Origin of the sequence: Marinimicrobium sp. C6131 (assembly GCF_026153455.1) — a bacterium.
In the GTDB taxonomy this organism is placed as follows: domain Bacteria; phylum Pseudomonadota; class Gammaproteobacteria; order Pseudomonadales; family Cellvibrionaceae; genus Marinimicrobium.
In genome coordinates this window covers 3797956-3811881 of sequence record NZ_CP110629.1, presented here as the reverse complement: position 1 = coordinate 3811881, position 13926 = coordinate 3797956, and the positions used below count along the sequence as shown (strand labels likewise).

The following is a 13926-nucleotide window of genomic DNA, read 5'->3' as shown; positions in this document are numbered from 1 at the left end:
TTATCAGACGTAAGGCCCGAGAGATCAGATCGGGCCTGCTTTAATTTCAATAGCTTCCGGAAGTTATTCGGAGTAGCGGGTAATGACCACGAATTCATTTGTAATCAAATCGTACGCAGAAACCGCTTTATACATATCTTGGGCCACAAACAAGTAATCGTCCTTCGGCACAAGATGGACGCCTTCTGCCAACCCTGAATCGAAATCATCACCTTCAGTGTAGGGATGCAATACAGTCCATTCGCCTGTGGAATTATCCAGTTTCATTAAACCCTTGTATAACTCGATGATATATAACTCGTCATCTTCATCCGAAAGGAACATATTTTTAATGGATATGCTGTTATCGGTGGGGAAATCCAGGGGAATACTTTCCCTGTCACCGTTAGTTAAACTGACTTTGAATAGTTCATTACGATTTTGTAGGTACGCCCACTCTTCTTCTTTACTGACTGCAAGTCGTAACGAAACCCCAAAGTCAGGGCCTGAACCGACGCCCGCCTCTGGATCTGAAATGACCTCACGGTCACCGGTGGCCAAATTTACCTTCAAAAGTCGGTTGTGATCCCCGTCAATACTTCCCGCACTACTTGCAGAAAGGATATATATAACCTCAGCTTCTATACGAGACAGAACAATGTCTTCAGGAAAGTCAAAAGCCGAAGCACTGTCTCCGGACTTCGATTTCAGAAGCACTGCGCCAATACCAGTATCGAGGTCAATCTCGTAAATGTCCCCTCCGCGGCTACTAGCGGCTATCAGACGATTATGCTCAGGATCAATGGCACCAACACCAAGATTCGAGAAACCAAGAGACTCGTTCTCTCCGTCATTTTCAGCGAAAGGAGAGCGCATACCGGTACTCAGGTCCACCGCTAACACAGAGCGATATCCAGCCTCCCCACCATCTTGGTCGATACCCAGTAAAAGAAGACGGTTATGAACCTCGTCATAAAGCATTTCTTCAATCGAAAACAGCGCTTGCTCATCATCCGGAAACGGCGCCGTATAGTCCTGCCCCACCACCGTCACTTCCACCGGCTCTTCCAGCTCATTGCCCGCTTCGTCTATGACCTGAAGCGATACCCGGTTTTCACCTGGGGCCAGGGTGATGCTCTGCTGCCATTCGGCAAAGCCGGTTTCCTCATCAGGTTCCAGGGTATAGGGAACGGTGCTGTCCTGGTGGTGTACGGTCAAGGTAACTTCGGCGACATCACTGAGTTCATCGGAAGCACGACCACGGATAGTCAGGGTTTCAGCGCCGCTGGCGCTCATGGGGGGCGGGAACGCGATTTCACCAACCGGAGGCTCTTCATCCGGGGCGGTGGTCAACGCCCACTCGACGGTTTCGGTTCCGATGGTGATCGTCACCTCCCGGGTTTGGTCAGGACCACTAAGCGTTACTGCACGCAGTGAGACAGCATCTCCCGACTGAAGCTCTCCCGCTTCGGTGGTGAACTCTCCACCGTTGACCCGGTACTCACCACCGGTGATATTGACGGCCACGGGGGTGTTGATCCCGCTGATCTCGACCTCTTCACTGGTTACCTCTGTTTCGGGCGCCAACCCTTCCTGGGGGGCAAAGCCGAAGGCATTTGGTGTCGTATCTTCGGCTTCGGTGGTAACGGTAAAGGTGCCGCTAATCCCACCAATCGTCAGTGTGGCAGACGCTTCGGTGCTGAAATTCCCGGAGGCCGTCACTTGAACCCTGACTTCGTCATCCAGGTCCACCTCGCCGTCGGCGTCGGTATAAGCGCCACCGCCGATACTGTATTGACCGCCGGTAACCGAAATCGTGGTAACGGCATCAATACCGCTGACGGTGACGGTATTGCTGGTCAGTGTGGCACCAGGCTCTACATCAAATTGAGGCTCGAACGAGAAAGGGGCGGGCTCAAGGTCAGCGGGTTGGCTCGAGCTACTGGAGCTTGATACTGAACTGGAAGTTGAGCTGGAACTGGAACTGACAGAGGACTCAGACGAGCTTGAGCTTGTCTGCGACACGCTGGAAGACGAGGATGAATTGGACGATTGACTGCTGGACGAGCCGGGCTCCGGGCCACCCCCACCACTGCCGCCACAGGCGGTCAAACCAAAGGTCATCAGAGAAGCCAGAGTAAGCTGGCGCAGTAAAGCGAGGGGCATGACGTGCACTCCTTGTGTTCCGTGTCAGTCTTCAAAGGGCGGCATTATGCCAGCCCTTTATCCATTTTTGTGTGATGCAGTTAAAATTGGCGTGCGATGCCACGGCATGGTCGCACATTCGGCGTATAATTCATCTTGCTCGTATCCATTGACAAGTTTTTAGTAGTCTACCAGACCCTTTCAAAGAACCAGCGATCGAAAACGGTTGCTCAACGATCATCGAGATATTATCCATTCTCCATCTTGCTTTCGGAACACCAGGTCATACCGCACTGAGCCTTCTTCGCCAATAAAATTGAAGGCGATGGCACCGCGCCTGTCTGCCCGGATAAATCTAACCAATTTCCGACCAGGCTCTGGACGAAGTCCGAACTTTATACTATCAGACTCTAAAAGCTGGATATTTTCGTTATTTACACTACTCAGAAAGCTTTGCTTTAGAGAGTCCCTTGTCTCTCCTTGATCAAGATAAAATGCTTGATCTGTTTCTCTATTTCGCTCCTCGAAAAGATCCAGAATTTCATCTACCTCGCCGACTGACAACGACTGCTCAATCACTTTGTAGATTTCGTAGAGCGCATCTTTATCCCTGGCGTAATCGTCTTTGCTTATACGAAAATAGTCCGGCAGGTCATCACTCTCAAAGAACCCCCAAACTGGAAGACTATTCGGAACTTCGATTTTTCTAGAAATACTAATTCCTTCTGAATCATCCACTACCACAGGGTGGACCACCACATCACCCTCGTCCTTCTCAGCGAACGCATCAATTGAGCTCAAGAACACCGGACTATTACTGCCATTATAACCTGAGGGATCATCTTGGCTCGCGCGATATTCTATTTCTGCAATGTCATACTTATTATTAGGATTTTCGTCTGACTTTACAGATAGCGTTAGATTAACAGTGCTCTTAGCTGATCGTTTTTCTCCCTCAGCCAGAGGAAAAACGACGACCCCCAAATAGTTTGTTTCAGGATGAAAGTAGTGATTGACGGGAATTTCGACAGAGGAAGAACCGCTTGAGCTGTTCACAGTGTGCACATAGATTCCATTAACTTCAATAAATGCGCGCACATCTGAAGCTTTGATTGATAGAGAAAATAGAGGCTTGCCGTTTAGAATACTCATTTCTTTACCTTCACTTTTTGAGCACGATGTTAGAAAACACGAAAAAATCAGACTGACTATATGTAGTCTAGAGCGGCGCACTATCGAGAGCATACTCTTTTTTCTCCTTTGGGAATCTAGCCTCAGGAAGTAACTCCCTGAACTTCTTCATCTCTTTCTCTTCGTACTTTGAGATTTTCTTTTCCTCGACATCAAAAGGATTTCCCATACTGGAGAAATCTTCATCGCTTGCCCCCTCTGAGTCCACCGTTTCCTTAGAGACCTCCGCATAATACGTATAGTAAAGCGCTGCTCCCGTAAACAATATGCTTCCGCCTATCGCCGGCTTACCATCTTTTACGGTTGACACCAGCTCGAACACAGCACCGATTCCTTGCGACTCGGAGCCAGCACTCTTCAGGGCCATAGCCATTCCGATCTTGACCTCAACAAAGAATATCTTTGCCTTCGCCTCAATTCTCGCATCAAGTCCTACGGTCAGGCTAACAGCTCCCCTGTTAGTTGCAGAAACCCCATCTTTGGCAAGCCAAGACCGTCCAGCCTCTTTTTCCCAAGACAAAGAGCCGGATATTTCGCCGTTGAGGAGCAGGTCCAAACCAATAATCGCGCTTGCTTCGATATCCTCGGTTTTTAGCCCCTTATGCGCTCGCTCCCGAATCTCTTCGAGGATTACTGAATGAGGCCCCGCAAACTTGATCAAATAGTTCAACACGTCAACACGTACGTCCGCTTTCAGCAGCGGCGCCATATTTAACGAGACGGATCCGGCGATGCCTATGTCGTGGCTCTGCTCAACCTCTTTGAGCTCAACACCGCCTTTTAGCTCCACCGTTGGCCATGTGAGTTCTACCTTGGTCCTGTTTGCTTCTTGTCGCTCTCCCTTATGATTGGTGTAATCGCCTATTCGCTCGACAACGCCGTCCATCATTGAACGTATTTCGGGGAAGCAATCATTAACCGTCAGCTTTTTATCTGAACCAAGATTCCAGTGGTGGGTATTGACTTGTCCGCTAATGCTGCCGGAAATGCCCCATTCCCCCGTGGGCGCATCGTTGCTCATAACGGTTTCCGGGGTGCTGATTTGCTTGTACCCCGCTTTAACCCCACCTTCCCACTTAACCGTCGGAAACGCATGTACAGTTCCCTCCACCTGCTCGATTTCTGAGCAGCCGGAGGAGCTGAAACGGTAGGTGTTGAAGTCGATATCACCCGGTAACAGATAACGGCGCAGAAAGTCCCGGAAGGTTTCCACCGGCTGGTCGTTGCTTGGCGGCAGCACCGCTACTTCTTTACCACTTTGTTTGATGACGCTGTCGCCGTCGGGGCCGCTCAGGTTGATGGAGGGACAGGCGTTTTTGCCGTGACCGCAGGCGCCGGCGAAGTCGACGGTGATTTTGTCGGGCTGATCGTCCTGGGTGATCACCTGCAGCACTTTCTGGGTGCCGTTCATATTGGGCTCGCCATTGAGCACGTCGAGCATGTAGCCGCGCGATCCGTAGTGGGCGCAGCGCAGCATGAACTTTTGCAGCTCGCACACGGGAATTTCTTCAACGGGGTCATCATTGTGTGCGCCATCGCCACTGTCGTCGGCGTGGGGGCCCAATGTGGCGGGAGCATTTCCGGCCGTGGCTTCCAGCAGCTCTTCTACCAGATTGGTGTCGCCTCCGGGTTTACCGGCGCCCGTCTGTATTGGCTCCTCCACTACCACCAGCTCACCTTCGTGCAGCGCCTGGGCAATGGACTGAAGCGGGGCCTGTGCTTGCCATTGGCCAGCCGGGAGCAATTTTCCGGTGGCTTTGAGTTGTTGGGCGCTGGGATTGAGGCTCTGCACAAAGGCTTTAGCGTCGCTCAGGCTGACAAAAGACCGGGCGGGATGGTCGCTCTTGGTAGCGTTTGCGGCCGGCATCAGTGCCCAGGCGCTGTCCTGGTTATTGCGGAAGCGGGTCAGGCCACTCAGGCTGTTGAGCAGTGCCGGATTGGCGCTTGGGTACACCTGCACGCGTCCTTGGGCGATCCAGTCGGCTATCAGACGGCGGGCGTCGTCGGGGTCAACGGGAGGATACTCCTCGCCGAGACTGACCAACAGTTGCAACCAGAAATCGGGGTCGCAATCCAGGCCGATCAGAAATTGATGCGCATAGAAGTTGTCGCCAAACCACATCAGTCGCGATGTCGGGCGAGATCCCTGGCTGGGGTGATAAAAGCGGTAATATCGACCAAGCAGGTCGTTCAGGTAAGGCACACTTGCAGGTAGCATGACTCAGCCACTCCTTGTAATCCCTGTCATTTGCAGCGCGAATTATGCCATAACCTCAACGGCGATTGTGTGATTCAGTTCTTGCCCTCACCGACCGAACCACCCAATGATGCCTGCAATGTCCCCTGGTTGATGACCGCGCCTTCGGCTCCGTCCAGCGCGGAAAAGGCAAAATCGCCATTCATAAAATCATCAACGCCGATATCGAGACCGCTGGCCAGCAGCCCGCCCACATTGACCTGAGCCGACTCGCCGAACACTATGCCTCGGGGGTTGACCAACACCACATGACCATTGGCATCAATACGCCCACGAATAACCGAGTCCGACTCACTTAATATGCGGTTAAGCGCCACCGAATCCGCCCCTGGCTGCAGAAAGCTCACCACCTCATCGGCATCCAGATCAAAGCTGTCCCAGTCGATGGCGATCCGGTCCGAATACTGCTCGATCAACGTCTGCTTCTGTTCCGCCGATATCTGCCCTGAGCCTCCGGTAATGCGGCCCCCCTCCGGGCCAGCCACGGCCGACTGAGACATAACCAAAGGAGAACAGGCCAGCATGGCCATATAAAGCTTTCGTTTGGAAAAGGACATCAGGGTGTTGGCGCGGGGCGAGAGAGGCGTCATGGTAACAATCCTTATCAGACGTAAGGCCCGAGAGATCGGCTCGGGCCTGATTTCATTTCTATAGCTTACGGCGTTTATTCAGAATATCGGGTAATGACTACAAACTCATTTGTAATCAGATCGTAAGCAGAAACCGCTTTATAAAGATCTTGGGCCACAAAGAAGTAGTCGTCCTTCGGCATAAAATGAACGCCTTCCGCCATTCCTGAATCAAATTGATCGTTCTCAGTGTAGGGGTGCAACACGGCCCATTTCCCAGTAGAAACATCCAGCTTCATTAACCCCTTGTATAACTCGATAACATATAGATCGTCATCGTCATTCGAAAGGAACATATTTTTAATGGATATGATGTTATCGGTTGGAAAGTCCAGGGGAATACTTTCCCTGTCGCCGCTAGTCAGATTAACTTTGTAGAGCGCGGATTGATCGTATATATACCCAAACTCTTCGTCACTTCTGACTATAAGTCCGTCACCTGCTCCAAAGTCAGGACCCGCACCCACGCCCGCTTCCGGATCTGAAATGACCTCACTTTCACGGGATTCCAAATTGACTTTCAGAAGGCGATTGAAATTGCCATCAATACTTCCCGCATTACTTCCCGAGAAAATATAGATGCTCTCCGGCTCTGAAGAAGCTACTGAGACCCCCAAAGGCCAGTCAAAAGCGGAAGCACTATCCCCGGATTTTGACCGTAGAACTTCATCAGCGACGCCAGTTTCAAGATCTATCTCATAGATAACGCTTCCAATATCACGGGTGGCTATTAATCGATTATTCTTTGTATCAATGGAACCGACATTCAAACTCGAAAAACCAAGAGACTCGTTCTCTCCACCATTTGTGACGAATACAGAGCGTATACCAGTACTCAGGTCCACCGCCAACACAGAGCGGTCCTCAGCTTCCATTTCATCTTGGTCGAGACCCAGTAAAAGCAGGCGGTTATGAGCTTCGTCATAAACCATGTCTCCAATCTCAAACTGCCGCTCCTCATCATCCGGAAACGGCGCCGTATAGTCCTGCCCCACCACCGTCACTTCCACTGGCTCATCCAGCTCATTACCCGCTTCGTCTCTGACCTGAAGCGATACCCGGTTTTCACCTGGGGCCAGGGTGATGCTCTGCTGCCATTCGGCAAAGCCGGTTTCCTCATCAGGTTCCAGGGTATAGGGAACGGTGCTGTCCTCGTGGTGTACGGTCAGGGTAACTTCGGCGACCTCACTGAGTTCATCGGAAGCACGACCACGGATGGTCAGGGTTTCAGCGCCGCTGGCGCTCATGGGGGGCGGGAACGCAATTTCACCAACCGGAGGCTCTTCATCCGGGGCGGTGGTCAACGCCCACTCGACGGTTTCGGTTCCGATGGTGATCGTCACCTCCCGGGTTTGGTCAGGACCACTAAGCGTTACTGCACGCAGTGAGACAGCATCTCCCGGCTGAAGCTCTCCCGCTTCGGTGGTGAACTCTCCACCGTTGACGCGGTACTCACCACCGGTGATATTGACGGCCACAGGAGTGTTGATCCCGCTGATCTCGACTTCGTCACTGGTTACCTCTGTTTCGGGATCCAGATCTTCCTGGGGGGCAAAGCCGAAGGCATTCGGCGTTGTATCTTCGGCTTCGGTGGTAACGGTAAAGGTGCCGCTAATCCCACCAATCGTCAGCGTGGCAGACGCTTCGGTGCTGAAATTCCCGGAGGCCGTCACTTGAACCCTGACCTCGTCACCCAGGTCCACCTCGCCGTCAGCGTCGGTATAAGCACCACCGTCGATACTGTACTGACCGCCGGCAACCGAAATCGTGGTGGCGGCATCAATACCGCCGACAGTGATGGTATTGCTGGTCAGCGTGGCACCCGGCTCGACATCAACTTGAGGTTCGAACGAGAAAGGGGCGGGCTCAAGGTCCGCGGGTTGGCTCGAGCTGCTGGAGCTTGATACAGAACTGGAACTTGAGCTGGAACTGATAGAGGACTCAGACGAGCTTGAGCTTGTCTGCGACACGCTGGAAGACGAGAATGAACTGGACGATTGGCTGCTGGATGAGCCAGGCTCCGGCCCGCCCCCACTACTGCCACCACAGGCGGTCAATCCAAGAGTCATCAGAGAAGCTAGGGTAAGCTGGCGCAGTAAAGCGAGGGGCATGACGTGCACTCCTTTTGTTCCGTGTCAGACTTCAAAGGGCGGCATTATGCCAGCCCTTTATCCATTTTTGTGTGATGCAGTTAAAATTGGTTTGGGACGGTACAAGCATCACGGTAACAATCCTTATCAGACGTAAGGCCCGAGAGATCGGCTCGGGCCTGTTTTCAGGTCGACAACGTACTTGAGTTATTCGGAATAGCGGGATATCACCACAAATTCGTTTGTGGTCAGATCATAGGCAAGGACTGCTTTGTAGTGGTCTTGAGCGACAAAAATATAATTATTTTCTTCCACATAGTGAACACCCTCGGACAATCGGGAATCAAATTCATCATTCTCATCGTAGGGGTGTATGACAGTCCACTCCTCGGCCTGTTTATCTTTCTTCATTAACCCACGAGAAATCTCGAAGATAGTCAGATCTTCGCCTAAAAGAAAGAAATCGTTAAACGCTCTGATAATAAAGTCTGTAGGGTAATCCAAAAAAATCTCTTCTCGGTTGCCAGTGTTCAAATCCACTTTGTATACGTCTGACCCACTTTCAATGTAACCCCACCTCTCGTCTCCCGAAATTAGAAGTCCGCGCCCCGACAAAAAGTCAGGACCTGAACCAACACCCGCTTCAGGATCTGAGATAACCTCACGCTCACCGCTCTTCAAGTTGACTTTCAAAAGGCGATTGTAATCACCGCCATTACTTCCCGATAGGATATAAACGCTTTCAGAATCTGACGAGGACATAACAATACCCCTAGGCCAATCAAAAGCCGAAGCAAGATCTCCGGACTTCGATTGCATAAGCTCTGCACCGTTGCCAGTCTCAAGATCTATCTCATATATAGCGCTTCCATTAATACGAGTTGCAATCAATCGGTTGTGCTCAGAATCGATGGATCCTAGATCGAGAACTCCAAAACTCAGGGTCTCGTTTTCTCCGTCATTTGTGGCGAAGACTGATCGCACGCCAGTAATAAGGTCCACCGCCAAAATAGCGCGATCTACGCCCACACCTTCGTCCTTATCATCGCCAAGCAAAAGGAGACGGTTTTGGGCCTCGTCATAAACCATTTCTCTAATTTGAAATTGCCGCTGCTCATTATCCGGAAACGGCGCCGTATAGTCCTGTCCCACCACCGTAACTTCCACCGGCTCTTCCAGCTCATTGCCCGCTTCGTCTTTGACCTGAAGCGATACCCGGTTTTCACCTGGGGCCAGGGTAATGCTCTGCTGCCATTCGGCGAAGCCGGTTTCTTCGTCAGGTTCCAGGGTATAGGGGACGGTGCTGTCCTCGTGGTGTACGGTCAGGGTAACTTCTGCGACCTCACTGAGCTTATCGGAGGCACGGCCACGGATGGTAAGGGTTTCAGCGCCGCTGGCGCTCATGGGGGGCGGGAACGCGATTTCACCGACCGGAGGCTCTTCATCCGGGGCGGTGGTCAACGTCCACTCGACGGTTTCGGTTCCGATGGTAATTGCAACCTCCCGGGTCTGGTCGGGACCGCTAAGCGTTACTGCACGCAGAGAGATGGTATCTCCCGACTGAAGTTCTCCCGCCTCAGCGGTAAAATCGCCACCGTTGACGCGGTACTCACCACCGGTGATATTGACGGCCACAGGAGTGTTGATCCCGCTGATCTCGACCTCGTCACTGGTTACCTCTGTTTCGGGCGCCAACCCTTCCTGGGGGGCAAAGCCAAAGGCATTCGGTGTGGTATCTTCGGCTTCGGTGGTAACGGTAAAGGTGCCGCTCACGCCACCGATAGTCAGGGTGGCAGACGCCTCGGTGCTGAAACTCCCGGAGGCCGTCACTTGAACCCTGACCTCGTCATTCAGATCCACCTCGCCGTCGGCGTCGGTATAAGCGCCACCGCCGATACTGTATTGACCGCCGGTAACCGAAATCGTGGTGGCGGCATCAATACCGCTGACGGTGACGGTATTGCTGGCAAGTGTGGCACCCGGCTCTACATCAACTTGAGGCTCAAACGAGAAAGGGGCGGGCTCAAGGTCGGCGGGTTGGCTCGAGCTACTGGAGCTTGATACTGAACTGGAACTTGAGCTGGAACTGACAGAGGACTCAGACGAGCTTGAGCTTGTCTGCGGCACACTGGAAGACGAGGATGAATTGGACGATTGGCTGCTGGATGAGTCGGGCTCCGGGCCGCCCCCACCACTGCCGCCACAGGCGGTCAAACCAAAGGTCATCAGAGAAGCCAGAGTAAGCTGGCGCAGTAAAGCGAGGGGCATGACGTGCACTCCTTGTGTTCCGTGTCAGACTTCAAAGGGCGGCATTATGCCAGCCCTTTATCCATTTTTGTGTGATGCAGTTAAAGTTGGCGCAAAACACCTCAAGATCAACAGAAAAGCTACGGGAAATACCGAAAGCATTTGGTTCTAGCGGGCTAGAATCCACTCTCCATTTTCGCGTCGAAATACAAGGCTGTACCTGACAGACCCCGGCTCATCAACGAAGTTGAAGGCGATTGCGGGGCCATCATCTGACCGAACTAACGAAACCAGCTTTCCATTTGGTTCGTGGATCAATCCAAACTTCTCATTTCCTGATCTAACGAGTTTCAAGTCCGGGTTACTTAGCGACTTTTTAAGGCTCGCTCTCAGCTCTTCCGCCGTTGTTCCATCCTGCAAGTAAAAAGCCCTGTCAGTTTCGGAGTTCCTCTCCTCGAACATTGTCATTATAACGTCGATATCTCCCTCAATGAGGGCTTTCTCAATCTTCTCATATTCGTTGTAAAGCTCATCCCTGTCCCTGTAATACGTCTCGTCTGAAACGGCAAAGTAATCAGGAAGCTCATCGCTTACAAAGAACTTCCACAAAGGTAAGCTGTTAGGGATGTCTACCCTTCTTGTAAGTGTAGGACCGGCCATTTCCTCTTCTGGTTGCTCTATATCTAAAGGATGTATAACAACATTTCCGCGGGAACTTTCGATGAAATCATTCTCTGGGTCTACCTGACGACTTCCAGAACCGCCGTTCAGGGCCACGAGATCAGTTTCGCTCCCATCGAATACAATATCTGTTATCTTATGGCTGACGCTCAAATCTTCATCCGGTTTAACAACCAAGCTCACTGAGAGCCTCGCTGACTTGGGATACTCAGATCCCGTTTCAGGCGCGAAAAGCCCAAGGGACAAAGTGTTTTTTTCAGGATGCATATAATTGTTGACGGGAACCTCTGCTTTCGACTGACCCATCAGACTATTCACCTGATGGACCTTCACACCATTGAGATTTACGAAAGATTCGACATTATTACTCTCTACCAACAAGTAAAACAGCGGTTTTTTTTCAAGCACACTCATTCCATCACCTTTACCGTTAGAACAGGATGAAGATAAAAGGATACATAACACTAGAAACAGCTTAGAATGGAGCTTCATCAAGGGAATACTCCTTTTTCTCTTTTGGAAACCTGGCCTCTGGCAGTATCTCCCTAAGTTTTTTCATTTCTTTCTCTTTTAGTTTTTCGTTTTCTGCTTTCTTGTAGCGACTTCTCCTTCTCCGGTCATCTTCATCCTCAGCATTCTTTGAATCCACGGTTCCTTTGGCTACCTCCGCATAATAGGTGTAGTAGAGCGCCGCACCCGTAAACAACACACTTCCACCAATCGCGGGCTCACCTCCTTTGACCGTTGATGTAAGTTCAAAGACAGCACCAATACCCTTAGACTCCGAGCCAGCGCTCTTGAGAGACATGGCCATGCCCGCCCTGACTTCGACATAGAAGATTTTTGCTTTCGCCTCGATTCTGGCTTCTACGCCAATCAACAGACTCAGAGCACTTCTATTGGTCGTTGTTACTCCGTCTTTGGCCAGCCAGCGTTTTCCTGCGTTCTTTTCCCAGGATAAGCTGCCCGAAAGCTCACCGGAAATAAGCAAGTCCAGCGCGACCACGGCGCCCGCGCTGAGCTGCTCTGTTCCTATCCCTTGTTGCGCGCGCGCTCGAATCTCCTTAAGAATCGTGGAGTGGGGCCCCTGCAGGCTGATTATGGTATCGAGAATATCGACACACACATCAGCTTTAAGCAGCGGCGCCATGGACAATGATATACTTCCCGATACCGCGATATCGTTTCGCTGTTCAACCTCTTTAAGTTCAACACCCCCTTTGAACTCTACGGTCGGCCAAGTCAGTTCAACCTTGTTTCGATTGGACTCATTCCGATTTTTCCCTCTGCGGGTGTACTTTTCGATGCTTTCGGTCACGGTGTCCATCATTGAGCGGATTTCAGGGAAACAGTCGTCCACCGTCAAGTTTTTCTCCGATCCGAGCTCCCAATGGTGAGTATTCACCTGACCGGACACTTTCCCGGAGAGTGCCCAGTCTCCGGTTGAGCCTTCATTACTATCAAGGCTTTTAGACGTACTACTCTGAGAGTATCCAGCCTTAACGCCGCCCTCCCACTTCACCGTGGGAAACGCATGCACGATTCCCTCTACCTGCTCGATTTCTGAGCAGCCGGAGGACCTGAAACGGTAGGTGTTGAAGTCGATATCACCCGGTAACAGATAGCGGCGCAGGAAGTCGCTGAAGGTTTCCACCGGTCGGTCGTTACTCGGGGGCAGAACCGCTATTTCCTTTCCGCTCTGCTTGATGGCGCTGTCGCCGTCGGGGCCACTCAGGTTGATGGAGGGGCAGGCGTTTTTGCCATGGCCGCAGGCGCCGGCAAAGTCGACGGTGATTTTGTCGGGCTGATCGTCCTGGGTGATCACCTGCAGCACTTTCTGGGTGCCGTTCATATTGGGCTCGCCATTGAGCACGTCGAGCATGTAGCCGCGTGAGCCGTAGTGGGAGCACCGGAGCATGAACTTCTGCAGTTCGCACACGGGAATTTCTTCGGCGGGTTCGTCGTTCCGGGCACCGTCGCCGCCCTCATCGGCGTGGGGGCCGAGGGTCTGGGCGGTACCGGCGGCGGTGGCCTCAAGCAGCTCTTCCACCAGGTTGTTGCCGTCCATTGGTTTGCCTGCGCCGGTGCGGAGCGGTTCTTCGACCACGACCAGCTCACCGTTGTGCAACGCCTGGGCGATGGAATGGACCGGGGTCTGTGGCTGCCACTGGCCGGGGGGCAACAGTTTACCCGTGGCTTTGAGTTGCTCAGCGCTGGGATCGAGGCTTTGTACGAAGGCTTTGGCGTCGTTCAGGCTGCTGAAGCGGCGTGCGGGTTTGCGGCCCTGGTCGCTGTTGGCGGCGGGCATCACTGACAAGGCGGTGTCGCGGTTGCGACGGAAGCAGGTCAATCCGCTGAGGTTATTGAGCAGTGCCGGATTGGCGCTTGGGTACACCTGCACGCGCCCTTGGGCGATCCAGTCGGCTATCAGACGGCGGGCGTCGTCGGGGTCAACAGGAGGATACTCCTCGCCGAGACTGACCAACAGTTGCAGCCAGAAATCGGGGTCACAATCCAGGCCAATCAGAAATTGATGCGCATAGAAGTTGTCGCCAAACCACATCGGTCGCGATGTCGGGCGAGGTCCCTGGCTGGGGTGATAAAAGCGGTAATATCGACCAAGCAGGTCGTTCAGGTAAGGCACTCTTGCAGGCAGCATGACTCAGCCACTCCTTGTAATCCCTGTCATTTGCAGCGCGAATTATGC

Annotated in this window: 8 protein-coding genes; all 8 read right to left on the bottom strand. The window is 52.4% G+C overall.

Annotation, left to right across the window (positions count from 1 at the left end; genetic code table 11):
- Nucleotides 1-63 precede the first annotated feature (63 nt).
- The 8 genes from OOT55_RS16210 to OOT55_RS16175 all read right to left on the bottom strand — a co-directional run bounded on the left by OOT55_RS16210 (nucleotide 64) and on the right by OOT55_RS16175 (nucleotide 13704).
- Nucleotides 64-2145, bottom strand: a complete 2082-nt coding sequence (locus tag OOT55_RS16210; protein WP_265366881.1) for a hypothetical protein — start codon at nucleotides 2143-2145, stop codon at nucleotides 64-66.
- Between the two features lie 216 nt (nucleotides 2146-2361).
- On the bottom strand, nucleotides 2362-3276 hold the full coding sequence (locus tag OOT55_RS16205; RefSeq protein WP_265366880.1) for a hypothetical protein: 915 nt from the start codon (nucleotides 3274-3276) through the stop codon (nucleotides 2362-2364).
- Nucleotides 3277-3343: 67 nt separating this feature from the next.
- The gene (locus OOT55_RS16200; RefSeq protein WP_265366879.1) at nucleotides 3344-5533 is read right to left on the bottom strand and encodes a hypothetical protein; all 2190 of its coding nucleotides are present in this window, start codon (nucleotides 5531-5533) and stop codon (nucleotides 3344-3346) included.
- A gap of 74 nt (nucleotides 5534-5607) precedes the next feature.
- Nucleotides 5608-6162, bottom strand: coding sequence for a filamentous hemagglutinin N-terminal domain-containing protein (locus OOT55_RS16195; protein ID WP_265366878.1), 555 nt, complete (start codon nucleotides 6160-6162; stop codon nucleotides 5608-5610).
- 74 nt (nucleotides 6163-6236) lie between these two features.
- Complete coding sequence (locus tag OOT55_RS16190) at nucleotides 6237-8312, bottom strand: hypothetical protein (RefSeq protein WP_265366877.1); 2076 nt, start codon at nucleotides 8310-8312, stop codon at nucleotides 6237-6239.
- Nucleotides 8313-8498: 186 nt separating this feature from the next.
- Nucleotides 8499-10559 carry a hypothetical protein gene (locus OOT55_RS16185; protein WP_265366876.1) on the bottom strand — a complete coding sequence of 687 codons (2061 nt, stop codon included), beginning with the start codon at nucleotides 10557-10559 and terminating at the stop codon, nucleotides 8499-8501.
- 147 nt (nucleotides 10560-10706) lie between these two features.
- A complete protein-coding gene (locus OOT55_RS16180) occupies nucleotides 10707-11633 on the bottom strand; it encodes a hypothetical protein (RefSeq protein ID WP_265366875.1) in 927 nt (308 codons plus the stop codon).
- A gap of 61 nt (nucleotides 11634-11694) precedes the next feature.
- Nucleotides 11695-13704, bottom strand: coding sequence for a hypothetical protein (locus tag OOT55_RS16175; RefSeq protein WP_265366874.1), 2010 nt, complete (start codon nucleotides 13702-13704; stop codon nucleotides 11695-11697).
- Between the last annotated feature and the right edge of the window lie 222 nt (nucleotides 13705-13926).

Excerpts from the sequence above, each read along its gene's own strand:
- OOT55_RS16180 (WP_265366875.1), bottom strand. The coding sequence starts at position 11,633 with ATGAGTGTGCTTGAAAAAAAACCGCTGTTTTACTTGTTGGTAGAGAGT.
- OOT55_RS16210 (WP_265366881.1), bottom strand. The coding sequence starts at position 2,145 with ATGCCCCTCGCTTTACTGCGCCAGCTTACTCTGGCTTCTCTGATGACC.
- OOT55_RS16190 (WP_265366877.1), bottom strand. The coding sequence starts at position 8,312 with ATGCCCCTCGCTTTACTGCGCCAGCTTACCCTAGCTTCTCTGATGACT.
- OOT55_RS16200 (WP_265366879.1), bottom strand. The coding sequence starts at position 5,533 with ATGCTACCTGCAAGTGTGCCTTACCTGAACGACCTGCTTGGTCGATAT.
- OOT55_RS16195 (WP_265366878.1), bottom strand. The coding sequence starts at position 6,162 with ATGACGCCTCTCTCGCCCCGCGCCAACACCCTGATGTCCTTTTCCAAA.
- OOT55_RS16185 (WP_265366876.1), bottom strand. The coding sequence starts at position 10,559 with ATGCCCCTCGCTTTACTGCGCCAGCTTACTCTGGCTTCTCTGATGACC.
- OOT55_RS16205 (WP_265366880.1), bottom strand. The coding sequence starts at position 3,276 with ATGAGTATTCTAAACGGCAAGCCTCTATTTTCTCTATCAATCAAAGCT.